The sequence below is a fragment of the Kitasatospora sp. NPDC059462 genome, assembly GCF_042749955.1.
Classification (GTDB): Bacteria; Actinomycetota; Actinomycetes; order Streptomycetales; family Streptomycetaceae; genus Kitasatospora.
The window spans coordinates 1-22,747 of the sequence record NZ_JBHYUU010000137.1 but is presented as its reverse complement, the minus strand read 5'-3'; the positions used below and the strand labels follow the sequence as shown (position 1 = coordinate 22,747).

23 protein-coding genes and 1 pseudogene are annotated in these 22,747 nt (G+C 74.9%); 10 read left to right on the top strand and 14 right to left on the bottom strand.

Annotation, left to right across the window (positions count from 1 at the left end; all coding sequences use genetic code 11):
* The first annotated feature begins 166 nt into the window (after positions 1-166).
* The gene (locus ACFXAM_RS27985; RefSeq protein WP_380295287.1) at positions 167-748 is read left to right on the top strand and encodes a DUF4240 domain-containing protein; all 582 of its coding nucleotides are present in this window, start codon (positions 167-169) and stop codon (positions 746-748) included.
* Between the two features lie 351 nt (positions 749-1,099).
* On the opposite strand, the gene ACFXAM_RS27980 is transcribed toward ACFXAM_RS27985, so the two are convergent.
* The 3 genes from ACFXAM_RS27980 to ACFXAM_RS27970 form a co-directional block, all read right to left on the bottom strand.
* Positions 1,100-1,585: a hypothetical protein gene (locus tag ACFXAM_RS27980; protein ID WP_380295285.1), complete on the bottom strand. Its 486-nt coding sequence runs from the start codon at positions 1,583-1,585 to the stop codon at positions 1,100-1,102.
* Positions 1,586-1,827: 242 nt separating this feature from the next.
* On the bottom strand, positions 1,828-2,166 hold the full coding sequence (locus ACFXAM_RS27975; RefSeq protein ID WP_380295283.1) for a cyclic-phosphate processing receiver domain-containing protein: 339 nt from the start codon (positions 2,164-2,166) through the stop codon (positions 1,828-1,830).
* Between the two features lie 95 nt (positions 2,167-2,261).
* Positions 2,262-2,663: a hypothetical protein gene (locus tag ACFXAM_RS27970; RefSeq protein ID WP_380295281.1), complete on the bottom strand. Its 402-nt coding sequence runs from the start codon at positions 2,661-2,663 to the stop codon at positions 2,262-2,264.
* Between the two features lie 204 nt (positions 2,664-2,867).
* On the opposite strand from ACFXAM_RS27970, the gene ACFXAM_RS27965 reads away from it, so the two are divergent.
* Positions 2,868-3,422, top strand: coding sequence for a hypothetical protein (locus ACFXAM_RS27965; RefSeq protein WP_380295279.1), 555 nt, complete (start codon positions 2,868-2,870; stop codon positions 3,420-3,422).
* Between the two features lie 20 nt (positions 3,423-3,442).
* Here ACFXAM_RS27965 and ACFXAM_RS27960 read toward each other — a convergent pair whose 3' ends face one another.
* Positions 3,443-4,051, bottom strand: coding sequence for a hypothetical protein (locus ACFXAM_RS27960; protein ID WP_380295277.1), 609 nt, complete (start codon positions 4,049-4,051; stop codon positions 3,443-3,445).
* A gap of 175 nt (positions 4,052-4,226) precedes the next feature.
* Between ACFXAM_RS27960 and ACFXAM_RS27955 the strand changes: the two genes are divergently transcribed.
* From ACFXAM_RS27955 to ACFXAM_RS27925, 7 genes are all read left to right on the top strand, one after another.
* On the top strand, positions 4,227-5,498 hold the full coding sequence (locus ACFXAM_RS27955) for an ABC transporter substrate-binding protein (protein WP_380295275.1): 1,272 nt from the start codon (positions 4,227-4,229) through the stop codon (positions 5,496-5,498).
* On the top strand, positions 5,495-6,415 hold the full coding sequence (locus ACFXAM_RS27950; protein WP_380295273.1) for a carbohydrate ABC transporter permease: 921 nt from the start codon (positions 5,495-5,497) through the stop codon (positions 6,413-6,415). Before ACFXAM_RS27955 ends, ACFXAM_RS27950 begins: the two co-directional genes overlap by 4 nt.
* Positions 6,412-7,245 carry a carbohydrate ABC transporter permease gene (locus ACFXAM_RS27945; protein WP_380295272.1) on the top strand — a complete coding sequence of 278 codons (834 nt, stop codon included), beginning with the start codon at positions 6,412-6,414 and terminating at the stop codon, positions 7,243-7,245. Before ACFXAM_RS27950 ends, ACFXAM_RS27945 begins: the two co-directional genes overlap by 4 nt.
* Positions 7,246-7,254: 9 nt before the next feature.
* Entirely contained in the window at positions 7,255-8,445 is a 1,191-nt protein-coding gene (locus ACFXAM_RS27940; protein WP_380295270.1) for an ABC transporter ATP-binding protein, read from the top strand.
* Positions 8,446-8,600: 155 nt separating this feature from the next.
* The gene (locus tag ACFXAM_RS27935; protein ID WP_380295269.1) at positions 8,601-8,867 is read left to right on the top strand and encodes a GlsB/YeaQ/YmgE family stress response membrane protein; all 267 of its coding nucleotides are present in this window, start codon (positions 8,601-8,603) and stop codon (positions 8,865-8,867) included.
* Between the two features lie 127 nt (positions 8,868-8,994).
* On the top strand, positions 8,995-9,738 hold the full coding sequence (locus ACFXAM_RS27930; protein ID WP_380295267.1) for a polyprenol monophosphomannose synthase: 744 nt from the start codon (positions 8,995-8,997) through the stop codon (positions 9,736-9,738).
* Positions 9,739-9,752: 14 nt separating this feature from the next.
* Positions 9,753-11,012, top strand: coding sequence for an aromatic acid exporter family protein (locus ACFXAM_RS27925; protein WP_380295265.1), 1,260 nt, complete (start codon positions 9,753-9,755; stop codon positions 11,010-11,012).
* Positions 11,013-11,062: 50 nt separating this feature from the next.
* Here ACFXAM_RS27925 and ACFXAM_RS27920 read toward each other — a convergent pair whose 3' ends face one another.
* From ACFXAM_RS27920 to ACFXAM_RS27890, 7 genes and pseudogenes are all read right to left on the bottom strand, one after another.
* Positions 11,063-11,512, bottom strand: a complete 450-nt coding sequence (locus ACFXAM_RS27920; RefSeq protein ID WP_380295264.1) for an SRPBCC family protein — start codon at positions 11,510-11,512, stop codon at positions 11,063-11,065.
* A 4-nt stretch (positions 11,513-11,516) separates the two neighbouring features.
* Positions 11,517-11,990 carry a VOC family protein gene (locus ACFXAM_RS27915; RefSeq protein ID WP_380295263.1) on the bottom strand — a complete coding sequence of 158 codons (474 nt, stop codon included), beginning with the start codon at positions 11,988-11,990 and terminating at the stop codon, positions 11,517-11,519.
* A gap of 97 nt (positions 11,991-12,087) precedes the next feature.
* Positions 12,088-14,081, bottom strand: a pseudogene (locus ACFXAM_RS27910) (phosphocholine-specific phospholipase C).
* A 14-nt stretch (positions 14,082-14,095) separates the two neighbouring features.
* A complete protein-coding gene (locus ACFXAM_RS27905) occupies positions 14,096-15,547 on the bottom strand; it encodes an endonuclease/exonuclease/phosphatase family protein (protein WP_380295262.1) in 1,452 nt (483 codons plus the stop codon).
* A gap of 279 nt (positions 15,548-15,826) precedes the next feature.
* The gene (locus ACFXAM_RS27900) at positions 15,827-17,158 is read right to left on the bottom strand and encodes a cryptochrome/photolyase family protein (protein ID WP_380295260.1); all 1,332 of its coding nucleotides are present in this window, start codon (positions 17,156-17,158) and stop codon (positions 15,827-15,829) included.
* Positions 17,159-17,270: 112 nt separating this feature from the next.
* A complete protein-coding gene (locus ACFXAM_RS27895) occupies positions 17,271-17,537 on the bottom strand; it encodes a metal-sensitive transcriptional regulator (RefSeq protein WP_344329712.1) in 267 nt (88 codons plus the stop codon).
* A gap of 132 nt (positions 17,538-17,669) precedes the next feature.
* Positions 17,670-18,056, bottom strand: a complete 387-nt coding sequence (locus ACFXAM_RS27890; RefSeq protein WP_380295258.1) for a PRC-barrel domain-containing protein — start codon at positions 18,054-18,056, stop codon at positions 17,670-17,672.
* A gap of 290 nt (positions 18,057-18,346) precedes the next feature.
* Between ACFXAM_RS27890 and ACFXAM_RS27885 the strand changes: the two genes are divergently transcribed.
* On the top strand, positions 18,347-19,180 hold the full coding sequence (locus ACFXAM_RS27885) for an SAM-dependent methyltransferase (RefSeq protein WP_380295256.1): 834 nt from the start codon (positions 18,347-18,349) through the stop codon (positions 19,178-19,180).
* A 20-nt stretch (positions 19,181-19,200) separates the two neighbouring features.
* Here the strand turns inward: ACFXAM_RS27885 and ACFXAM_RS27880 are convergent, their stop codons facing one another.
* The 3 genes from ACFXAM_RS27880 to ACFXAM_RS27870 all read right to left on the bottom strand — a co-directional run bounded on the left by ACFXAM_RS27880 (position 19,201) and on the right by ACFXAM_RS27870 (position 22,535).
* A complete protein-coding gene (locus ACFXAM_RS27880) occupies positions 19,201-20,019 on the bottom strand; it encodes a class I SAM-dependent methyltransferase (RefSeq protein ID WP_380295254.1) in 819 nt (272 codons plus the stop codon).
* Between the two features lie 805 nt (positions 20,020-20,824).
* Positions 20,825-21,832 carry a BadF/BadG/BcrA/BcrD ATPase family protein gene (locus ACFXAM_RS27875; RefSeq protein ID WP_380295252.1) on the bottom strand — a complete coding sequence of 336 codons (1,008 nt, stop codon included), beginning with the start codon at positions 21,830-21,832 and terminating at the stop codon, positions 20,825-20,827.
* 28 nt (positions 21,833-21,860) lie between these two features.
* Positions 21,861-22,535 carry a hypothetical protein gene (locus ACFXAM_RS27870; protein ID WP_380295251.1) on the bottom strand — a complete coding sequence of 225 codons (675 nt, stop codon included), beginning with the start codon at positions 22,533-22,535 and terminating at the stop codon, positions 21,861-21,863.
* Positions 22,536-22,747: the final 212 nt, after the last annotated feature.

Genomic DNA, 22,747 nt, shown 5'->3' with positions numbered 1-22,747 from the left:
AGCCGTTCCCACTCGGCATCCGTAAGATCTCCCCGCCCCATGCCCGAACCAACGAGCGAGCCAGGCGATAGTCACATGATCGGGCGGACAAGTCCTAGGGGACGGCGGACGGGCCCCGTGCTCGCGGGGCCGGTGTGTGTCAGTGGTGATTGCGATCCTGGGCGGCATGGACGACAAGACCTTCTGGGCGCTCATGGACGAGCTGAGCCGTCGCCCCGGTGACCGGCACGAACGGCTGGAGTGGCTGCGCGGGACGCTGCGGCGCGGGACGGCGGCGGAGGCGGTGGAGTTCCAGGCCCGTCTGGAGGCCGCGTGCGCCGTGGTCGCCACGGACGCCCTGTGGCGGGCGGTGCGCCGGATCGAGGGCGGCCTGTGCTCCGACGACGGCTTCGACTACTTCGCGCTCTGGCTGGTGGCCCAGGGGCGGCGGACCTACGAGGCGGTGCTCGCCGATCCGGACGCCCTCGCCGACGTCGCCGAGGTCCGGGCCCTGGTGGGGCGGCACCTGCGGGAGTGGCGTGACGACGAGTGGCCGGAGTGGGAGGAGCTGGACTACGTGGCCCAGGAGGCGTTCGAGGAGCTGACGGGCCGGGGGGACGACGGTCAGGAGGCGTTCCACGAGGCCCTGGACGCCCTCCAGGAGGCGGCGGAGGAGCCCCGGGAGGAGCCCACCGGCACCGCGGGCACCGCGCTGGGGACCGGGACGCCCCGGCTCGACGCCCTCTTCCCCGCGGCGCCCGGCTCCTGACCCGGCGGCCCCCGGCCGGTCGCGTTCGGCCGGGGCCCGCCGACGGTGCCCGCGGCCGTCAGGCGGCGGCGACCGCCAGGTCGGTGAGCCCGGGCGCGTCGGCGACGGCGGTGACGCTGCCCCAGCCGGACCAGGTGCCGCGGTCGTAGTCGGCGGTGGCGTTGTACATCCCGCGGTTGGCGAGGGTGTACAGGTGCAGCTTGTTGCCGAAAGCTCCTCGGGAGGGCGGGGAAAGCCGTGCCGAGTACGGCAGACACCGGTGCGACGCGGACCCGGTCCGGACCGCTCCCCGGCACCCCGACATGCCGGGGCGCCGGCGCCCCCCGGGGTACCGGCGCCCGCGAACGGGTGTCAGTAGACGAGGATGTCCCAGTGGCTGCCCTCGTTGCAGTAGAGGTTGCCCGATGCGGCCTTCCACTGCGGGTAGCCGTCGCCCCGGTAGCCGATGTAGGTGAAGCTGTTCTGGATGTAGGCGTCGATGCAGGAACTGCGGGAGATGTCGACCTTGTAGCCGTTGTAGTGGCTGTAGGTGCCGGAGGCGTGGCCCACCTCGGTGCCGCCCGTGATGTTGATGGCGCAGCCGCTGGACTGCTTGAGGGTGATGATGGTGCTCACCGTGCCGGAGTTGATCTGCTCGAACGAGGTGCAGGTGGAGTTGGACCTGGTGGTGCAGCCCCCGCTGGAGCTCCAGGTGATCCCGGCGCTGCTGAACTGACCGGCGGCCGCCGACTGGGACAGCTTGGTGCCGCTGGCGCCCGCCGTGGGCGCCGAGACGGCGAGGCCGGCCAGGGCCACGGCGACGACGGTGGCTGCGGTGGCTGCGGTGCGTGGCTTCATCTGCATCTCCCGGTGAGAACGGTGTGCATCCGACTCGGCCCCTGCCCTGACGGGTGGTCCGGCGACGGGCCCACGGAACCGCCCGGGCGAAGGGGTGGTGCGCAGTGCTGTGACGCGGCCGTGCTCCGGTGCGGCCGTGCGCTCCGGTGCGAGGGCGGCCGATCGAGTCGCACCAGGATGACCCACCACGGTCTATGCGGGTAGACCCGCGTTCGTGAATTTCCCGTGACGGGAGGCGGTCGCTACGCCGTTGCCCGCCGGACCCGGTAGTTCCAGCGGGCGAGGGCCTGCACGACGGTGGCGGCGCCGACGGGGTTGGCGCTGTGGACGAGGACGGTGCCGATGTCGAAGGGCCGTCCGCCGAAGGCGGCTTCTTCCAGGAGGGTCACGACGGGCAGGATGTCGTCGTCGCCACCGAGGTCGTGGTCGAGCCAGAGCTCGTCGATGCGGGTGGCCCGGTGCTCGCGCAGGAGCTGGACGCCCTCCCGGCTGGTGCGGGCGATCCGGGTGGCGGTGGGCAGCGGCCGGAGGTCGTCGATGCCGAGGATGACGGGCGCCGGGGCGGAGGGGGCTTCGTTCACCGGGTCATCCTCGCAGGGCGGTGGAGCGGAGCACCCCGGCCGGGGCGGCTCCGCGGGTGCGGGGCGGCCGGGGCCGGGGCGTTCGACCGGGAGGGTCAGGGGGTGGTGCAGACGGCGGTGGCCCGGATGGACTCGGTGGCGGTGCCGGTGTTGGTGCCGCGCACGACCCAGTAGCCGCCGCTCGGGTAGGAGTCGGTGAAGAAGATCCGGAAGGCGCTGGTCTGGCCGCCACCGCCGGTGGGTACCTCGCCGGACGGACAGGCCACGTAGGCGATGCCGTTGGCGCCCGGGGCGACGTCGACCCAGTCGCCGAAGACCTGGTCGTGCGCGGCGAGCAGCGCGGGGTCGACGAGGCCCTGGTTGCCGGGGAGGGTGACGGCCGGCTTGTCGGAGGCGGGCTTGGCGGCGGGACCGGCGTCGGCGGCGGCCGCGGTGCTCGCGGCCAGGACACCGAAGACGGCGAGGGCGGTCAGGACGAGGGGCTTCGTACGGGCCATGTCGGGGACTCCTGGGGTCGGTGGTTCGGCGTTCGCCGGCGGGGGCCGTTCCCCCGCACCGGCCCGATCCGTACCCGAACCACCCTTCCCCTCCCCCGGGCCGGAGCCCGGTTACCCGGGCGGCGGAAGGATGCTGCCTGGCCGGGCTAACAGCCGCCGGAAATCCGGGTGCCGCGCGGCGCGCGGGGTGGGAGGCTGCGCGCCATGACGGCATCCGAAGGACTCGACGAGCTGGACTACCTGCGCGAGATCGAACGCCTCGCCCATGACCTCTGCGTCGAGGCGTCCGCCGAGGACGGCATCGACCACGCGGAGGACCCGCAGGACGCGACGCCGTTCCGGCGCAGCCTGAACGCGCTGGCGCGGGCCGTGCGCTCCTACCACTTCGAGGGCGACGGTTGCACGGACGACCGCCCGCTGCTGAAGCTGGCCGCCGCCGCGGTCCTGAAGCCCGGCGCGATGCCGGCCGGGGCGGACGAGGACTACGGGCAGATGTGCGCGCGGTTCGGGGTCGAGCCGCGTCCGGAGGGCTGGGCCCTGTGGCACACCTGGGGCGGCGGGGAGCAGGTGACGATGGTGGTGTCGGCGGTCGCCACCACCGAGGGGCTGTTCCGGAACTGGTCGCGCGGGCGGGAGCTCGACCCGGTGACCCCGTTGCCCTCGCAGGTCGCCCTCGTCCACCGGGGCTGGAGCGGACCGATGACCTTCGCGCCGCGCGGGGTGCGGCGGGTCGGGGTCGCGGGGCGGCCGCTGTCCTGACGGAGCGGGCGCCCGCTCCGTCAGTGGAAGACGATCGCGTGACCGCCGGCGAGGCTGGCCAGGCAGGCGCGGTGGAGCTGGTGCCAGGCGTGCTGCTCGGGTTCGAACGGCCCGTCGGGCGCGCTGCCGGGCTCGGCTCCGGTGATGCCCAGGGCCGGTGCGACGGTGGCGAGTTCGTCCAGCAGGCGCTGCGTGGAGCCGACCATCCCGGCGCCCGCGACGCCCGCTTCGGCGGGCAGGAACAGCGGGTCGGCGAAGTCCACCGGCACGTAGTAGCCGGCGTTGTCGGCGTGGCAGATCAGGTGCGAGGCGAACCTCGACGCCTCGTCCTGGATCAGCTCGCGCTCGCGCTCCCGGGCGGCCTCGCCCTCCTCGGCGGGCGTGACCGGCTCGCCGCGGCCGGTGAGCGCCAGCACGCGGCGCAGCCGGGTCAGGTAGCCGTAGGGGAAGCCGCCGGAGAAGGCGGGGTCCTGCGGGGCGGCCGGGTCGGACGGCGGCTCCTGCCAGTCGATCCCCTCCGCCGCGAGCGCGGCGCCGAGCCGTTCGAAGGCGCGCCGGTGGTGCTCGAAGCCCTCCGGGTCGTTGCGTGCCTGGTCGTGGAGCAGTCCCACGGATATCGAGAGTCCCATGGCAGGACAGCGTAGGTGACCGCTCCGACAGGGCGGTTCCGCCGGGGGCCGGACCCCCGGCGGGCTTAGCCCGCCCGGGCGGTCGCCGGGCTGTCGCGCGGCGGGTCGCAGCCGCGGGGCGGGCGGGCGGCCTAGCGTGGGCCAGCCGTGGGGCGGTCCGCCGGAGGGAGTCGTGATGCCCGGAGCGAAGCAGTGGGGCGCCCTCGGCCTGGTGCTGTTGCTGGCCTGGGGGGCGGCGGGCTGCGGCGGTGGGGGCGGGGCCGGGGACGGCGGGGCGGTCGTGCTCGACTGGTACAACTTCCCCGACGACTCGGGCGCGCTGCAGCAGGCGGCGGACCACTGCGGCCGCGACTCCGGCGGGCGCTACTCCATCCGCTACAACAAGCTGCCGCGCACCGCGGACGGCCAGCGCCAGCAACTGGTGCGCCGGCTGGCCGCGCACGACGCCGGCGTGGACATCATGGGACTGGACGTCACCTGGACGCCCGAGTTCGCCGAGGCGGGCTGGGCCCGGGAGTGGACCGGTGCGCTGCGCGAGCGGGCGAGCGAGGACACCCTGGCGGCGGCGCTGCGCACGGCGACCTGGAAGGACCGGCTGTACGGCGTCCCGTACAACTCCAACACCCAGTTGCTCTGGTACCGCGACGACCTGGTGGAGGCGCCGCCCGCGACCTGGGACGAGATGCTGGACGCGGCGCGGCGGCTGGCCGAGCAGGACAAGCCGCACGACATCGAGGTGCAGGGCGCCCAGTACGAGGGTCTGACGGTCTGGTTCAACACCCTGGTCACCAGCGCGGGCGGGTCGATCCTCACCGCGGACGCGACGGCGCCCTCGCTGGGCGAGCCGGCGGTCACCGCCGCGCGGGTGATCCGGGACGTCGCCCGCTCCCCCGCCGCCGACCCGTCGCTGTCCAACCAGATGGAGGACGAGAACCGGCTCGCGATGGAGTCCGGTACCGCCGCCTTCGAGCTCAACTACCCGTTCGTCTACCCGTCGATGAAGGAGAACAGGCCCGAGCTGTTCCCGCACTTCCGCTGGGCGCCCTACCCGTCGGTCGTCCCGGGGCGGCCCGCGACGGTGACCATCGGGGGCATCGACCTCGCCGTCGGCGCCTACTCCCGGCACCCGGAGGCGGCCCAGGAGGCCGTGCTGTGCCTGCGCAACCGTGAGAACCAGCTGACCAACGCGCTGGAGGGCGGCCTGCCGCCGTCGCTGCGCAGCCTGTACACCGCCGCCGAGCTCACCGCGAGCTACCCGTTCGCGGCGGAGGTGCTGGAGGCCCTCGACTCCGCCTCGGTGCGCCCGCAGACGCCCGCGTACCAGAACGTCTCGATCGCCGTCGCGCACGCCCTGTCCCCGCCGTCGGAGGTGGACCCGGAGCGCACGGTGGCCGACCTGTCCGGGCAGATCAGGGACGCGCTCGGCTCGAAGGGGTTGATCCCGTGACCGCGACCCGACTGGGCACCGGGCGCGCCGCCCGGCTCTCCGAGGGCTCCCGCCAGGAGCGCCGGCTCGGCTGGCTGCTGTGCGCCCCGGCCGTACTGGTGATGCTGGCGGTGACGGCCTATCCGGTCGGCTACGCCGTCTACCTCTCCTTCCAGCGCTACGACCTGCGGTTCCCGGACCGCTCGGCGTTCGTCGGCCTCGACAACTACGGGGCCGTGCTGTCCTCCTCCTACTGGTGGCAGGCGCTGTGGGTGACGGTGCTGATCACCGTCGTCTCGGTGGCGGCGGAGCTGGTGCTGGGGCTGGCACTGGCGCTGGTGATGCACCGGGCGGTGATCGGACGGGGTGTGGTGCGCACGGCGGTGCTCGTGCCCTACGGCATCGTCACGGTGGTGGCCGCCTACTCCTGGCAGTACGCCTGGACGCCGGGCACCGGGTACCTGGCGGCGCTGCTGCCGGAGGGCAGTGCGCCGCTGACCGAGCACTGGCCGGCGATCGGGCTGATCGTGCTGGCCGAGGTGTGGAAGACCACGCCGTTCATGGCGCTGCTCCTGCTGGCGGGCCTGGCGCTGGTGCCGTCCGAGACGGTGCGGGCGGCGATGGTGGACGGGGCCGGGTTCGGGCAGCGGCTGCGGCTGGTGATCCTGCCGCTGATGAAGCCGGCCATCCTGGTGGCACTGCTGTTCCGGACCCTGGACGCGTTCCGGATCTTCGACAACATCTACGTGCTGACCGGTGGCGCGAACGACACCGGCTCGGTGTCGATCCTCGGCTACGACAACCTGTTCACCGCGCTCAACCTGGGCATCGGCTCGGCGATCTCGGTGCTGGTGTTCCTCTGCGTGGCGGCGATCGCCCTGGTCTTCGTCAAGGTCTTCGGCGCGGCCGCGCCCGGCGGATCGGCGGAGCACCGGTGACCGCCCGGCGGGCCCGGGCCGGGGCGGGCTGGGGCGTGGTCAACCTGGTGGTGGTGCTGTACGCGCTGTTCCCGGTCTGGTGGATCGCCGCGCTGTCGTTCAAGGACCCGGCCACGCTGACCGACGGCAACTTCGTGCCGCGCAGCTGGACGCTGGAGAACTACCGCGGGATCTTCCGCACCTCGGAGTTCACCCGGGCGCTGGTGAACTCGATCGGCATCGCGGTGATCGCGACCACGATCGCGGTGGTGCTGGCCACCATGGCGGCGTACGCGGTGGCCCGGCTGCGCTTCCCCGGCAAACGGCTGCTGATCGGGATGTCGCTGCTGATCGCGATGTTCCCGCCGATCTCGCTGGTCTCGCCGCTGTTCGAGATCGAGCGGGCGCTCGGGATCTTCGACACCTGGGCGGGGCTGATCATCCCCTACATGACGTTCTCGCTGCCGCTGGCGATCTACACCCTGTCGGCGTTCTTCCGGGAGATCCCGTGGGAGCTGGAGAAGGCGGCCAAGGTGGACGGCGCCACCCCCGCGCAGGCGTTCCGGCTGGTGATCGCCCCGCTGGCGGCGCCGGGCGTGTTCACCACCGCCATCCTGGTCTTCATCTTCTGCTGGAACGACTTCCTCTTCGCGATCTCGCTGACGTCCACGGACGCCGCGCGCACCGTGCCTGCCGCGATCGCCTTCTTCACCGGCAGTTCCCAGTTCCAGCAGCCGACCGGTTCGATCGCCGCCGCGGCGGTGGTGATCACGGTTCCGATCGTGCTGTTCGTGCTGTTCTTCCAACGCCGCATCGTGGCCGGCCTGACCGCCGGCGCAGTGAAGGGATGACGCGGACCGATGGCGGAGATCGTCCTCGACGGCATCACCAAGCGCTACCCGGACGGCTCGGTGGCCGTCCACGACCTCGATCTGACCGTCGCCGACGGCGAGTTCGTCATCCTGGTCGGCCCCTCGGGCTGCGGGAAGTCCACCACCCTCAACATGATCGCGGGTCTGGAGGACATCACCGGCGGCACGCTGCGGATCGGCGGGCAGGTGGTCAACGACCGGGCACCCAAGGACCGGGACATCGCGATGGTGTTCCAGAGCTACGCGCTGTACCCGCACATGACGGTCCGTCAGAACATGGGCTTCGCGCTGCGGCTGGCCAGGACCGACAAGGCGGTGATCGCCGCCAAGGTGGAGGAGGCCGCCCGGATCCTCGACCTCACCGAGCACCTGGACCGCCGGCCCGCCAACCTCTCCGGCGGGCAGCGCCAGCGGGTCGCGATGGGCCGGGCGATCGTCCGCGACCCCAAGGCGTTCCTGATGGACGAGCCGCTGTCCAACCTGGACGCCAAGCTGCGGGTGCAGATGCGCACCCAGATCTCCCGGCTGCAGCGGCGGCTGGGCACCACCACCGTCTACGTCACCCACGACCAGGTCGAGGCGATGACGCTGGGCGACCGGGTGGTGGTGCTGCGCGCGGGCCTGGTGCAGCAGGTCGGCCCGCCGCAGCGGCTCTACGACGAGCCCGCCAACCTGTTCGTCGCCGGGTTCATCGGCTCCCCCGGCATGAACCTGCTGCACGGCCGGCTGGAGGAGGGCGTGCTGCGCACCGCGCTCGGCGACCTGCCGGTGGGCGACCGGCTGCGCCGGCGGCTCACGGCGGCCGGCGCGCCGCGCGAGGTGGTGGTCGGCATCCGCCCGGAGCACTTCGAGGACGCCGCGCTGCTGGAGCACCCGGAGGGCGGCGCGCGGGTCACGGTCGGGATCGAGGTGATCGAGTCGGTCGGCTCGGACGTGTTCGCGCACTTCACCGTCGAGGGCGACGCGGTCTCCGGCGGCGGTCTGGAGGAGATCGGCGCGCGGCAGGAGGAGGCGGGCGCCGGGGCGCCCGGCCGCGAGGTGGTGGCCCGGATCGGCACCGCCACCCGGGCCGCCGAGGGCGCGCCGCTGGAGCTGTGGATCGACACCGAGCGGGTGCACGTCTTCGACCCGGCCACCGGGGCGGCGCTCAGCGGCGGCGCGCGGGAGGCGGACGGCTGACCGGGCGGCGGACGGCCGGCCGGGCGGAAGAAGGACGGTTGGAACGCGGACGAAGGGGCAGGCGGGGGCGCGGACGACCCGGTTCCCCCGCTGGACGTGCCGCGCCGCACGGTTCGGGCGATCATGGGGGAACGCGCCTCGAAAGGTGGAATGCGATGTTCCAGCTCCTGTGGATCCTGCTCATCGGTTTCGTGCTCGGCCTGATCGCCAAGCTGATCCTGCGCGGCCCCCAGGCGATCCCGTGGTGGCTGACCATGCTGCTCGGCGCCGCCGGGGCCTGGCTCGGCAACGCGGTCTCCGGCTGGATCGGCGTCCGGAACACCTCCGGGATCGACTGGATCCGCCATCTGCTCCAGCTCGGCTTCGCCGTGCTCCTGATCGCCGTCGTCGCCCCCGCCTGGAGTTCGCGCCGGACCAGATGACGGTCCGGCGCGACGGCGTGCGCGACGACGCGGCTACACTCGCACGGTCGTACTGCGAACGGCCGTGGCCGGCGCGGCCGTCGGGGCCGTGCCGGCCGCGGGCGCCGGACTCACGAGGGAACAGAACATGGTCGAGGCCTCCCCGAAGGTCGTTGTGGTCGTGCCCACCTACAACGAGCGGGAGAACCTTCCGGTCCTCGCCGGGCTGCTGGCCGGTCTCGACCTGCCGAACCTGCACCTGCTCGTCGTCGACGACAACTCCCCCGACGGCACCGGGGAGGTCGCCGACAAGCTGGCCGCCGAGTCCGGCGGCCGGGTCACGGTGCTGCACCGCACCGAGAAGGACGGCCTCGGCCGGGCCTACGTCGCCGGCATGACCCGGGCCCTGGAGGACGGCGCGGACGTGGTCGTGCAGATGGACGCCGACCTGTCCCACCCGGCCTCCGTGCTGCCGCTGATGGTGACGACCCTGCTCGCCGACGACACCGCGGTGGTGATCGGCTCCCGGTACGTGCCGGGCGGATCGACCGCCGACGAGTGGCCGTGGCACCGCAAGGCGCTCTCCGCCTGGGCCAACCTCTACGTGAACACCATCCTCGGGCTCGGCGTGCGGGACGCCACCGCCGGTTACAAGGCCTGGCGCGCGCAGACCCTGCGGGCGATCGACCTGCCGTCGGTGCACAGCAACGGGTACTCCTTCCAGGTCGAGCTGAACCACCGGGTGGTGCGGCGCGGCCTGACCGTCAAGGAGGTTCCGATCCGCTTCGAGGAGCGGGTCGAGGGCGCGTCGAAGATGAGCCTCGGGGTGCAGGTCGAGTCGGCGCTCGCACCGTGGAAGCTGCTGCGTGAGGGGCGCGGCGGCAAACCGTAGGGAAGGAGCCGCGCGTGGCCCTGGCGCCCGACCGGGCCGTCGCACTGGTGCGGCGCGCCGCCCGCGAGCCCTTCGCCGTGCAGACCGCCCGCGCGACCGTCGCCGCCACGCTCTCCTACGTGGTGGCGACGGTGCTCAGCAGCGAGCCGGCCCCGCTGACCGCACCGCTCACCGCGCTGCTGGTCGTCCAGGTCACCGTCTACTCGACGCTCACCACCAGCATCCGCCGGGTCAACTCGGTGGTGGTCGGCGTGCTGATCGCGATCGGCTTCAGCAGCGTGGTCGGGCTCTCCTGGTGGAGCCTCGGGCTGATCATCCTGGCCTCGCTGGTGATCGGCCGCTTCGTGCGGGTGGACGAGTTCGTCCAGGAGGTCGCGATCAGCGCGATGCTGATCCTCGGCGTCACCCAGGTGACCTCCCGGGCCTGGGACCGCGTCCTGGAGACCCTGATCGGCGCGACCGTCGGCCTGGTGTTCAACCTGGTGTTCGCACCGCCGGTCTGGGTGGACACCGCCGGCGAGTCCATCGAGGACCTCGCCCGCCGGGCCCGGCACCTGCTCCTCGACCTCTCCGACCAGCTGGGCCGCCCCACCCCGGTCGCGGACGCCGCCGAACGGCTGCACGAGGCCCGCCGGCTCGACCAGGCGATCGCCGACGTCGACGCGGCGCTGCGCCAGGCCGAGGACAGCCTGCGCTTCAACCCGCGGATCAGCGAGGGGCTGCTCTCCCGGCTGGTGCTGCGCACCGGGCTGGACACCCTGGAGATCTGCGTGGTGGTGATCCGGGTCATCTCGCGCTCGCTGACCGACCTCGCCAAACGCCGCGGGCCCGGCGAGCCGCTGGTCGCCCCGGCCCTGGCGGTGGCGATGGAGGAGCTGCTCGCGCACGTCGGCGGCGCGCTGGTGAGCTTCGCCGTGCTGGTGACCACCCAGGTCAGCCTGAACGCCGAGGAGGCCGAGGAGCGGCTCGCCTCGGAGCTGACGGCGGCCTGGGCGAGCCGGGAGAACGTCGCCCGGCTGCTGCTGGAGCAGGTGCGCGCGGACCCGGACGCCTGGCACCTGCTGGGCTCGCTGCTGACGGAGGTCGACCGGATCCTGGACGAACTGGACCTGGAGCACCGCTCCCGGCGGCTGATGGAGGAGCTGGACCGGGCCTCGGTGGCGAGCCGGGAGCGGTTCTCCCGGCTCGGGCGGCTGCGCCGGTGGGTGCGCGGCGACCGGCCGGGGTCGGGCCGGGCGCGCCGGCGGCGGCGCAAGCGCGCCAGGCGGTCCTGAGGGCCGGGGGGTGAAGCGGCTCGGGCCCGGGGGCTCAGGGGCCCGGGGGCTCAGGGCATGGTCCAGGGGTCCTGCGGGAGCGGGTGGCCGGTCTCCAGGTAGGTCTTCAGATTGGACAGCACGGCCGACCAGCCCGCCTCGGCGTCCGCACGCTCGGCCTCGTCGGCCAGGTTGTCGTGGGTGACGGTCAGCCGGGTGAGGTCCTGGTGGGAGCGCAGGTCGAAGGTGACCCGGGACGGCCCGGCGGGCCGCTCCTCGCCGGGGCCCGACCAGGTGGTGACCAGGCGGTTCGGCCGCTCGGCCGCCTCCACCGTGCCGAACGCGTCGGCGACGCCGGAGCCGTCCGCGCGCTGGTGCTCCCAGCGGGCGCCGGGCTGCCAGGTGGAGACGTTGCGGTGGCCCCAGTAGAGCCCGGACTCGTCGGGGTTGGTGAGCGCGTGCCAGACCCGCTGCGGGGTGGCGTGCAGGTAGGAGATGTGGCGGTAGGCGGGGACGGCCATGCGCTCACCCCTCGGCCGCGTCGAGCAGCTGCCGGATGTCGATCCTGCTCATGGACAGCATGGCCCGGGTCACCCGGGCGGCCTTGTCACGGTCCGGTCCGGAGACCAGGTCGATCAGGATCCGCGGGGTGACCTGCCAGGACAGGCCCCAGCGGTCCTTGAGCCAGCCGCACCGGCTCTCCTGGCCGCCGCCCTCCAGCAGCGCCGTCCAGAGCCGGTCCACCTCCGCCTGGTCGTCGCACTGCACCTGGAGCGAGACGGCCTCGGTGAACGGGAAGACCGGGCCGCCGTTGAGGGCGACGAACGGGCGGCCGTCGAGTTCGAAGGCCACGGTCACCACGCTGCCGGGCGTGCCGGGGCCCGCCTCGGTGTAGCGGGTGACGTCGGTGATCCGCGAGTTCGGGAGGACCGAGGTGTAGTAGCGGGCGGCCTCCTCGGCCTGGTCGTCGTACCAGAGGCATGGGGTGATCTGCTGCATGGAGCCGACGGTAGCGGCGGGCCCCGGCCGGGCGGCCGCGCCACGGCCGGGGGTCACCGGTTCGGCGCCCCCGGCCGCGGCCGGAGCGGCTCGCGGGTCAGTGCACCCAGCCCGCGTAGCGGCGGGTGAAGCGCTGGCCGGTGGCGGCGGTGACCACCACGTCGTAGCGGCCCTGCCCGTCCAGCGGCCAGGCGAGGTCGGTCTGCTTGCCGGGGCGCACCCAGACGGTCTGCGCGGTGCCGGCGAAGTCGTTCGGCGCGACGGAGAAGCAGACGTCGGTCATGCCGTCGTTGACCAGCTGGAGGGTGAGCCGGCCGGACGCGGAGAGGTCGGCGGTCACGATCGGGATGCCGATGTCGTTCTGGCCCGCCGGGACGCCGGCGCTCCCGGCGCCGTCGCGGACCACGGTGCCGGCGAAGCGGCGGACGAAGCCGTCCGGACCGTGCACGGTGAAGTCGTAGCGGCCGTTGGTGGCCGCGGCCTCCCAGACGTACGTCGCCGAGGCGCCCGGCGCCACCGTGAACGGGGTGCCGGCGAACGGCTGCGCGATGTTCGGGTAGACGGTGTACGGGAAGGCGACGCCGCCGTCGTTGCTCATGGTGCAGGTGACCCGGCCGGTGCGCCGGTCCACCTCGGCCTCCGCCCAGGGCTGGTAGGGCAGATGGCGGTGCGGGCGGTCGCCGCGCTCCTGGACCGGCATCGACTGGGCGCCGACGGCGGGCAGTTGGACGCCCGGCAGCTTCGTCCCGGCGTCGGCCCTCGCCATCAGGGCGTTGGTGTCCGGCAGTCGCGGGACCGACCTGTCGGGCGCCGCGAAGTCGAAGCAGCTGGTGAGGTCACCGCAGACGGCGCGGCGCCAGGCGGAGATGTTGGGCTCGGCGACGCCGGTCACCAGCTCCATGAAGCGCAGCACCGAGGTGTGGTCGAAGACCTGGGAGTTGACCCAGCCGCCGCGCGACCAGGGCGAGACGACCCACAGCGGCACCCGGTTGCCGAGTCCGATCGCCCGGCCCTGGGTGAACTCCTCGGGCGTGCCCGGCTCGGGGGTGGGCGGCACCATGTGGTCGAAGTAGCCGTCGTTCTCGTCGTACATCACCAGGAAGACGGTGTGCTGCCACACGTCCGGGTTGGACATCAGCGACTGCAGGGCCTGGTTCACCCAGTGCGCGCCGTACGCCGGGCCGGCCTCCGGGTGCTCGGAGAACAGGTAGGGGGCGACCAGCCAGGAGATGGTCGGCAGGGTGCCGTCCTTGCAGTGCGCGTCGAAGGCGGCCGGGTCGAACGTGGTCATCGCGTTGATGTACCGCGGGTCGTCCTTCGGGAAGTCGTGGAACTGCCGGAAGTAGGACAGGGCGTTGTCGTCGTAGTCGCCGGTGCGGTCGTCCTTGCTGGGGTTGTGGTAGACCCGCCAGCTCACCCCGGCCTGCTCCAGGCGCTCGGCGTAGGTCGTCCAGTCGGCGACGGGGTTGTCGGTGACGGGCGTGTTGTCGATCCAGGGGCCGGTGGTGCCGTCCCGGCCGGGGCCGGCGGTCCCGGTCCACAGGTAGAGCCGGTTGGGGTCGGTCGGGCCGGCGAGCGAGGTGAAGTAGGCGTCGCAGAGGGTGAACGCGTCGGCCAGCGCGTACTGGTAGGGGATGTCCTCGCGGGTGAAGTAGCCCATGGTGCGCTCGCCCTTGGCGGCGATCCACTTGTTCATCGCGCCGTTGTTGATGGCCTGGTGGCCGCTGGCCCAGTCGTGCGGCAGGCCCCCGGCGTTCTGCGCGTTGTACTTCGAGGTGTCCATCCGGTAGGGCAGCATCACGTTGCCGTCGCTGCGGCGCGGGTCGGGCTGGCGGAACACGTCGGTGCCGTCGGGGAACCGGAGCGCCTGCTTGTCGCCGAAGCCGCGACGCCGGCCAGGGTGCCGAAGTAGTGGTCGAAGCTGCGGTTCTCCTGCATCAGCACCACGACGTGCTTGACGTCCTTGATGGTGCCGGTGAGCCGGCCCGGTGCGGGGGCGGCCTGCGCCGGGGTGCCGGGAAGGCCGGTGAGGGCGGCGGCGCCGGCGGCCGCGGTGGCGCCGACGAAGGTGCGGCGGGAAAGGTCGGACATCGCGAACTGGCCTCTCAGAGCTGGAAGGTGGCGACCGCGGCGGCGGTGTCGGACGGCCACTGGTTGGCGGCGAGGGCGGCCGGGTCGGCGCCGGTGGCCGGCCAGTCGGCGACCAGGGTGTGCGCCTCGACCAGCTTCAGCCGGCCGCGGTGGAGCACGTAGTCGATCCGGTCCTGGGGTTCGGCCTTGCCGGCGGCGCGCTGCTTGCGCACCGGCGACCAGGTGAAGCCCGGCGCCCTGACCGGGTCCCGGTTCTCCTCGCGGAAGGTGTCGGTGAGTCCGGCGTTCTGGAGCACCCGGGTGACCGGCCAGTCGAGCTTGCCGACGCCGCTGTGGGTGGCGGCGGTGGCGGCGGTCCAGTCCAGGTGGGAGGGCGAGGACAGGGCGCCGGCCACGATCACCGGGACTCCGGCGGCCGCGTCGGCCTGGACGGCGGCGGCCAGGGCCGTGGCCTGCCGGAAGCGGGTGGAGGCGGTCTCGGCGGCGGTGATCTGCGCGGCGCCGCGCCCGTCCTGGGCGGCGTACGGGCCGTAGTCGGACTCGTCGAGGTGCGCGCTCCAGACGCGGACGGCGCGCCCGCCGGGCAGCTGGACGCTCGCCCCGACCGCGGGCAGGGCGGCGGTCGGCCCGGTGACGGCGGTCAGCGGGTAGCGGCTGAGGAGGGCGACGCTGCCGCCGCTCTGGTGGGCGTACCAGCCGAGCGCGTCGGCGAGGGTCCGGGCGGCCCCGCCGGCCGTCTCCTGGAGCGCCAGGACGTCCAGGCCCTGCGCCAGGACGACGCGCAGCTGCTTCTCGACCGCGTCGGTGAAGGCGGCGCCCGCCTCGGCGAGGTTCCAGCTCGCCACCTTGAGGCGCGGCGCGGCAGCCGGGTCGGCGACCGGGAGCAGCACGGTGACGGTGTCGGTGGCGCCGGCGCTGTCCTTGACGCCGACGACCAGCACCTCCGGGGTGCGCGGTGCCTTCCCGCCCGGCGCGGTGCCGGTGACGGTGCCGTCGGCGGCGACCGCGAGCCAGGCCGGCCCGGAGACCTTGCGGAAGGCCGCGCTGCCGGCCGGGTTCCCCTCGGGCCGCACCCAGAGGCCGCCGAGCTTGACGGTGACGGCCGCGCCGGGGGCCGCCGGGGTGGCGGTGAAGGCGTCCACGACGGCGTGCGGGCGGACCACGGCGGGCTTGGGGCGGAAGGTGAAGGGCCCGGTCCTGGCGAGGATGCCGTAGCCGTCCTTGGCGAGCAGGTACGCCGTGTACGGGCCGCCGGTGAGGGCGGAGGTGTCGAGCTGGACGTCGCCCGAGGTGCCCGGGGTGTACTTCCAGAGCAGCGAGCTGCCGTTGCCGGGCAGGCGGTCGCCGTCGTAGATGCCGACCCAGTTCTTCGGGTCGGGGGCGTCGGTGGTCCAGTGGAAGGTGAGGCGCTCGCCCTCGGAGGGGCCGGACGAGGAGGTGAGGGTCAGGGTGCTGCCGGTGGCCACGGAGGTCCTGTCCGCCGCTCGGGCGCCGGGCCGTCAGGGGGGAGCGGACCGGGGCCGTCCGCGGCTGCTGACGGAGGCTGGGAGGAGCGGCCCCTTCGACAGTTGGCTGTACAACTGTGGGGGCCGGGCCCATTCATCCGAAGACCGGCGACCGGGGTGTGAACGAAACGTGACGCAACGTCGGGCGGTTCGGGAACTGTGGGACGGGGACCGGGGGGTGGACGGGGCGCGGGGCGCGGGGCGCGGGGCCGGTGCCTGCCGGCCGGTCAGTCCGGCCGGTCAGTCCAGTCCGCGGGCGGCGCGCAGGCGGTCGGAGAGCGCGGCCGGGTCGACGAGCGGCTCCGGGTAGCCGGCCGGGTGCTCGTCGAGCAGCCACGGCCGGTGCACCGCCCGGCCGGGGACGTGGGCCAGCTCCGGGACCCAGCGCCGGACGTAGGCGCCGTCCGGGTCGAGGCGGTCGGCCTGCGCCGGCGGGTTGAGCACCCGGTTCGGCCGGGTGTCCGTTCCGGTGCCCGCCACCCACTGCCAGTTGAGCTGGTTGTTCGCGAGGTCCCCGTCCACCAGCAGCCGCAGGAAGTGGTGCGCGCCGATCCGCCAGTCCCGGTAGAGGGTCTTGGTGAGGAAGGAGGCGGTCACCAGCCGGGCCCGGTTGTGCATCCAGCCCTCGTGGGCGAGCTGGCGCATGCCCGCGTCGACCAGCGGGAAGCCGGTGCGCCCGGCGCGCCAGGCCGCGCACTCCTCGTCGTCCTCCGGAAGCCAGTGGTCGCCCCGGTCGCGGTAGGCGTGGTGCGCGGCCCGGGGGCGGGCCGCGAGCACCTGGTGGTGGAAGTCGCGCCAGGCCAGCTGCCGGACGAACGCCTCGGCGCCCTCGCCGCCGTGCCGCAGCGCCTCGGTCACCAGGGCGGCGGCGGACAGGCACCCGAAGTGCAGGTACGGCGAGAGGCGCGAGGTGGCGTCGGCGGCGAGGTCGTCGTGCAGGTCGGCGTAGCGGTCCAGCTCGTAGCGGCGCCAGAGCCGCCGGCCGGCCCGCTCGCCGCCCGGCGGCAGCGCGGGCGACTGCGGCTTCGCGGTGGGCACGGGCTCGCTCGCGATGCCGTCCGGGGTGCGCAGGGCCTTCGGCGGGCGGTGGACGGTCCGGCGGGGCGCCTGCGACCAGGCCCGGAAGTAGGGGGTGAAGACGGCGTAGTGGTCCTTGCCGGCGGGCGTCAGGGCGCCGGGGACGGCGGCGGTGAGGGAGCCGTCGTGGACGTGCAGGCGCTCGCCGAGCTCGGCGCGCAGCGCCTGCTCACGGCGCTGGGCGAAGGCGCTCACGCCGGCGGCCACGTGCACCGAGGCGGCGTGCAGCTCGGCGGCGAGCCGGGCGGTGGCGGGGGCGGCGGGTCCGCGGCGCAGCACCAGGCGGCCGCCGAGCGGGCGCAGGGAGGCGTCCAGGTCGGTGAGGCAGTCGGCGAGGAAGGCGGCGCGGTTGGGCGCGGCGAAGCCGGCGGCGGCGATGTCGGGGTCCAGGACGAAGAGCGGGACGACCTCGTCGGCGGCGGCGCAGGCGGCGTGCAGGACGGGGTTGTCGTGCAGGCGGAGGTCCTGGGTGAGCAGGGCGATGGCGGGACTCATGGAGGGACGAGCCTGGCACGGTCCGGGGCGGAAACGGGTCCGGCACGCCGACGACGGGGGCGTGCGCCGCTGTGGCGCACGCCCCCGCCGTCGGGTGGGCGGGTGCCGGGGCTCAGGCCAGGGCCAGGAAGAGCTTCTCCAGCTCGGCCTCGCTCATCGGCGGCGTGTCGGCGTCGGCGCCCGCCATGCACTGGCGCATGCCGCTCGCCACGATCTTGAAGCCGGCCCGGTCGAGGGCCCGGGAGACGGCGGCCAGCTGGGTCACCACGTCCTTGCAGTCCCGGCCGGCCTCGATCATGGCGATCACGCCCGCCAGCTGCCCCTGGGCACGCCGGAGCCGGTTCAGGACCGCGCCGACGGCCTCCTCGTCCACCTGCATCTCAGCACCGCTTTCCGCTGTCGACTACCGGCTGTCCAGTGTACCCCGTGGGGTATCGCTGCCCCGGTGGGCGACGAGGGGGCGGGCGGCGCGCGGCGCGGCGCGGGCGGGCAGCGCGGGCGGGTGCTGCGGTCAGCGGCGGGCGAGGCGCCGCTCGCCGCCCGTGCCGGTGGTGTACTCCAGGCCGTAGTGCGCGAACACCTCCGGCTCGGCCTCGGCGGGCAGCACGTCGTCGACGCCGATCGACGGCGCCGACTTGACCAGCGCCCTCGGGAACGCCACCTTGAGGTACCCCGGGCCCAGGACCGCGCCGTCGAGGGGGACGAAGACCAGTTTGGTGTTGACGTTCAGCCCGACGGAGACGGCCGGACCGATCGTGACGGTCGCGAAGTACGGCTCGTCGCTCGCGGTCTCGACGTAGACGGACTCCAGCTTGCCGATCTTGTGGCCCTTCTGGTCCACGACGGCCTGACCCCGCCACTCCCTGATGTCGGCCGGAACGATCTCGGCGACGCCCATGGCGACCTCCCGTAGCCGCCGAACGGCGGCGGCACCTCGGTTGGGCAGCGGCCCGGACGGCCGGGCGGTGCCCCGGACCCTCCCATCCTGCGCCGCGGGCGCGGGGACCGCCCGCCGGGCCGGTCTCCCCCGCCCGGGTGAACCCGCGGACTCCCCCGCTGCACCCGGCGGCAGGCGGCCCGATCCGCACATCCCGGGGCGAACCGGCCAACCAGCCGCGGGAGGCCGCCCGAACACCTACGCTGTCCGCCGACGGGTCGTCGGATCGGCTGGGCGGAGGCGCGGCAGCAGTGGTGAGCTACGAAGGCATGTGGGAGCAGGGCGAGCCGGGCGTCCCCGCCGACCTCCGCCCGGAGGTCCCGCACCCCGCCCGGATGTACGACTACTACCTCGGCGGCAAGGACAACTTCCCGGCCGACCGCGAGGCCGCCGAACGGGCCCTGGCGGCCAACCCCGAGTTCCGTTCCACCGCGCGCGCCAACCGGGGCTTCCTCACCCGGGCGGTGCGGTGCGTGGCCGGTCTCGGCATCGACCAGTTCCTCGACATCGGCACCGGCATCCCCACGGCCGGCAACACCCATGAGATCGCCCAGGCGGTCGACCCCGGCGCCCGGGTCCTCTACGTGGACAACGACCCGATCGTGCTCGCCCACGCCCGGGCGCTGATGGGCGGCACCGCCGTCGGCCGCACCACCGTCATCCAGTCCGACCTGCGCCGTCCCGTCGAGCTCCTCGCCGACGCCGAGGCCGAGAAGCTGCTCGACCTCGACCGTCCGGCGGCCCTCGTGCTCGCCGCCGTCCTGCACTTCGTGCGGGACGAGGAGGGGCCCTACGAGGTGGTGCGCACGCTGCTGGACGCCCTCGCCCCCGGCAGCCACCTGATCCTGTCGCACGGCACCGCGGACTTCCTGCCCGCCGAGGTCCGCGACCGGGTCACGGGCGTCTACAGCAAGGCCACCGCTCCCCTGGTCGGCCGCAGCCGGGAGCAGGTGGGCGCCTTCCTGGACGGCCTTGAGGTCCTCGACCCCGGGGTCGTCACCGTTCCCCTCTGGCGCCCCGACGGTGCGCCGGAGGCCGGCGCCGAGCGCGTCAGCATGTACGGCGCGGTGGCCCGCAAGCCGTAGCCCGGGGGGTACGGGCGGACTCAGGCGGGCTTGCTCGCGCGCAGGGAGTACATCAGCGGGACCCGTGGCCGCCCCTCGGGGAAGCGGAACACCCGGTCGTGCTCCAGCACCGGGAAGCGGGCGAACACGGTGAAGTCGTGCTCGTGGAGGAACTCGATCCGCAGGCCCGCCGCCACCAGGGCGCTCACGACCTCGCCGAGGCCGTGCTGCCACTCGACGGTGACGGTGGAGGCCGTGGGCGCCATCTCGCCGTCGGTGTAGGTGGCGGCCTCGTCCCAGACCGTCGCCTCGTTGTGGAAGTAGTCGTACTCCACCGTGCGGCCGTCCTCCGCCAGGATGTCGGCGAAGGGGTGGAACTCCGCGAGGTAGAGGAAGCCGCCCGGGGCGACCAGGGCCGCCGCCGTCCGTGCCCAGCGGGTGAGGTCCGGGAGCCAGCACAGCGCGCCCAGCCCCGTGTACACGACGTCGAACCGCCGCCCGTCGAGCGCGGACACGGCGTCGTACACGTCGGAGACCACGAAGCGGGCGGAGTCCGCGCCGATCCGCCCGGCCAGCTCGGTGGCGGCCTCCACCGCGGGCCGGGAGAAGTCCAGCCCGGTGACGGTCGCCCCGTGCCGGGCCCACGAGAGGGTGTCCTGGCCGAAGTGGCACTGCAGGTGCAGCAGGGACTTGCCCTGCACGTCGCCGACCTCGGCGAGCTCGAAGTCCCGCAGCGGCTCCCCGCCCGCGACGAAGCCCGCCACGTCGTAGAACGCACTGGCCACGTGCACGGGGACCCGCCCGTCCCAGTTGGCACGGTTCGCCGCAAGCCAGTCGTCGGGCATCGGGGTCGTGTTCATACCCGGCACGCTAGGCGCGCCCGGCCCCCCCTCTCAACCGGATTTCCCTCCCACCGTCGCGCGTGGCGCATCCACGGTCCACGGTCACGACTTCGTGCCGCCCACTGCCGACGGGGGCACCCCGTCGGGGCCCTTCGCGGCGGCGCTCGACGCGCCGTGCGCGTCGCGGGGCCGTTGGTCGGCCGTTGTCCGGCCGTTGTCCGGCCGGGTGGACCTCGAACCGAAGCCGTCGTGGAACCGGTGGGACCACACGGGCCCCGGGGGACGGGCGACCGCCGGAGACGTCGAGCGGCCCTTCCACTCGGCCGCAGGTCCGGACCGGCTCGACCGGGCCGGTCCGGGCGCCCGTGAGCGGATCGCCGGCCGGCGGGCTCCGGCGGTGGTCGGCCACGGCGACCGGCACCGGAACCATTCCGCCGACGCGGTCGGGATCGCCGCCGCCCAGGTGGCCCCGTCGGCGGAGGAGTCGGCAGCGTTCCCCGCGGCCCACCGGGAGGTGGCCGGCCGCCGGTTCGGGCGCGATGAGCCGGAGGCGACCTGGGCGACCGGCCCGGGGCTGCGGGGGTGGACGCCCGAGCGGCAGGTGGTGACCGGTGAGCCGATCCGGTCGCCGAGCGAGCAGGAGGCGGTCCGGCCGTCCGCGCGCGCCGGGCTCCGGGCACGCCGCGAGGGCGCGTCGTCGAACCCCCGTCGTCGAGCCCCCGTCGTCGGGCCCCCGTCGTCCGCCCGGAGGGGTGGGCCGGGTGGCTTCCGCAGGCCCCTGCCGTGGGGCGCCTGCCGGTCGCCGGGGGTTCGGCGACGGGCCTCAGGGACGGGTGGTGAGCAGGGTGAGGAGGGGCGGGTCGAGGGGCCAGGGCAGGTCGGGGGCGGTGGCGGCGAGGCGGAGGGCGCCGAGGAGCGGCGGGCCGTCGGGGGTGCGGAGGCGGGCCGCGGGGAGGGCGGTGGCCAGGGCGGCGAGGGTGGCGCGGTGCAGCGGGGCGAGGCGGAACAGGCCGCCGGTCAGGGCGAGGTCGGGGGCGGGGAGGGCGGCCGCGCGGGCGGCGGCGGCCGCGGTGGCGGCGATCTCCCCGCCCGCGCGGCGGAGCAGGTCGGCGGCGGCCGGGCAGCCCCGCGCGGCCGCCTCGGCGACGTCCGGGGAGAAGGCCGCCAGCCGGGCGGCCCGGTCGGGGTGCGGTTGGAGGGCCGCCGGGAGGCCGGTCACCGGGCCGTAGCGGCGTTCGGCGGCGGCCAGCAGCAGGGGCGAGCCGCCGGGGCGGCCGTCGTACGCCCGCAGGGCCGCCTCCAGCCCGGCCCGGCCGAGCCAGCCGCCGCTGCCGCAGTCGCCGAGCAGGTGCCCCCAGCCGTCGGCACGCCGCCAGCCGGTGCCGGGGCGGTGGCCGATCGCGACCAGGCCCGTGCCGCCGGCCACGGTCACCCCGGCGCCGGTGCCCAGCGCACCGACATGGGCGGTGATCGCGTCCCCGGCGAGCACCAGGTGCCGGGCCCCGGTGGCGCGGGCCAGCGGGCCGGGCAGCCGGGCGGCGAGGTCCCGGCCGAGCAGGGCCGCCCCGGTGGCGCCGACGGCGACGGCCCCGATCCGCGCGCCGTCCGGCAGCCCGGCGGCGAGGCCCTGGAGGGCGGGGAGCAGCCGGTCGAGCAGCGCCCCGGCGTCCAGTCCGCCGGCCGTGGCCGACACCCGCGCGGGCACGGCCAGTTCGGCCGTCCGGGCCGGGGCGGTTCCGTCCGGCCACCGGGCGGGCGCCAGGGCGAGCCGGATCCCGGAGCCGCCGACGTCGACCCCGGCGATCCAGCGCTCCTCCACCGTCCGTGCCACGTCGTCCCTCCTGGGTGTGTCGGGCCGGCTACCGCCGGGGCAGGGCGAACCGCGTGGCGAGCGGTTCCGCCAGGCCGGCGGCGGGTGTCGTGCCGTCCACGGTGAGGGCGGCGGCGTGGGGCCCGGCCCGACGGGGGACCTCGTCGTCCCGGAGGTCGTCGCGGACGAGGCGCTCGGCCGGGGCGGTCCGCGGGTCCTCCTCGCCCCCGGTGGCCCGCGGGCGTGTCCTGTGGAGCGGGTCGGCCGAGGCCGCGGCTCCCCCGGCCGCCGGCCGGGGGCGTGCGTGCCCTGGCGCCGCGGACCGGGGCCGATGCACCCGACACGCCCCAGCCCGGGCGGGGTCGGCGTACCGGGCGGTGCGGCCTGCCTTCCGGAAGGCCGGGGCGGGCGGCCGGAAGGCGGCCTGCTCCGGGCGGCGCAGCAGCGGCGCGCGGTCGCGCGGGAGGATGCCGGAGCGGTCGACCAGGACGGGGCGGCCGGCGGGGAGGGCGGGCAGGTCCTCGACGAGGAACCCGGGCGGCCGGCCGGGCCGGCCGTGCTCGGCGCGGTGGCCGTCGAGGACGGTGCCGTCGTGGCGCGCGGCGGGCAGCCGGGTGAGCGTGCTCCTGCCGGCCGCCGTGCCACCGTCGGTCCGGCGCACACGGGCCGGCCGTGCGGCGAGGGAGGGGCGGGTGCGGCGGCGGTCCGCGCGGGTGGACGTCATGGACCCATGGTCGGGGGTTCGGCCCGGGAACGGCAGTCTTCTGCGTCGGGGGGCGGCGCAGGGGGCGGTGGGGTGCTCGTCGGGGCCTGCCCGAGGTGCTCGGGCAGGTGAACGCCACCGGCCCGACCGGGTCAGGTCGGGCCGGGTCGGATCAGGCCGGGTCGGGTCGGGCCGGGTCGGATCTGGGGGGGTCGGGGCGGGCGGGGTCGGAG

Bases quoted from the DNA above. Each gene is read 5' to 3' on its own strand.
- ACFXAM_RS27985 (WP_380295287.1), top strand. From the start codon at position 167: ATGGACGACAAGACCTTCTGGGCGCTCATGGACGAGCTGAGCCGTCGC.
- ACFXAM_RS27980 (WP_380295285.1), bottom strand. From the start codon at position 1,585: ATGAAGCCACGCACCGCAGCCACCGCAGCCACCGTCGTCGCCGTGGCC.
- ACFXAM_RS27970 (WP_380295281.1), bottom strand. From the start codon at position 2,663: ATGGCCCGTACGAAGCCCCTCGTCCTGACCGCCCTCGCCGTCTTCGGT.
- ACFXAM_RS27965 (WP_380295279.1), top strand. From the start codon at position 2,868: ATGACGGCATCCGAAGGACTCGACGAGCTGGACTACCTGCGCGAGATC.
- ACFXAM_RS27960 (WP_380295277.1), bottom strand. From the start codon at position 4,051: ATGGGACTCTCGATATCCGTGGGACTGCTCCACGACCAGGCACGCAAC.
- ACFXAM_RS27955 (WP_380295275.1), top strand. From the start codon at position 4,227: ATGCCCGGAGCGAAGCAGTGGGGCGCCCTCGGCCTGGTGCTGTTGCTG.
- ACFXAM_RS27940 (WP_380295270.1), top strand. From the start codon at position 7,255: ATGGCGGAGATCGTCCTCGACGGCATCACCAAGCGCTACCCGGACGGC.
- ACFXAM_RS27935 (WP_380295269.1), top strand. From the start codon at position 8,601: ATGTTCCAGCTCCTGTGGATCCTGCTCATCGGTTTCGTGCTCGGCCTG.
- ACFXAM_RS27930 (WP_380295267.1), top strand. From the start codon at position 8,995: ATGGTCGAGGCCTCCCCGAAGGTCGTTGTGGTCGTGCCCACCTACAAC.
- ACFXAM_RS27920 (WP_380295264.1), bottom strand. From the start codon at position 11,512: ATGGCCGTCCCCGCCTACCGCCACATCTCCTACCTGCACGCCACCCCG.
- ACFXAM_RS27915 (WP_380295263.1), bottom strand. From the start codon at position 11,990: ATGCAGCAGATCACCCCATGCCTCTGGTACGACGACCAGGCCGAGGAG.
- ACFXAM_RS27900 (WP_380295260.1), bottom strand. From the start codon at position 17,158: ATGAGTCCCGCCATCGCCCTGCTCACCCAGGACCTCCGCCTGCACGAC.
- ACFXAM_RS27895 (WP_344329712.1), bottom strand. From the start codon at position 17,537: ATGCAGGTGGACGAGGAGGCCGTCGGCGCGGTCCTGAACCGGCTCCGG.
- ACFXAM_RS27890 (WP_380295258.1), bottom strand. From the start codon at position 18,056: ATGGGCGTCGCCGAGATCGTTCCGGCCGACATCAGGGAGTGGCGGGGT.
- ACFXAM_RS27880 (WP_380295254.1), bottom strand. From the start codon at position 20,019: ATGAACACGACCCCGATGCCCGACGACTGGCTTGCGGCGAACCGTGCC.
- ACFXAM_RS27870 (WP_380295251.1), bottom strand. From the start codon at position 22,535: ATGACGTCCACCCGCGCGGACCGCCGCCGCACCCGCCCCTCCCTCGCC.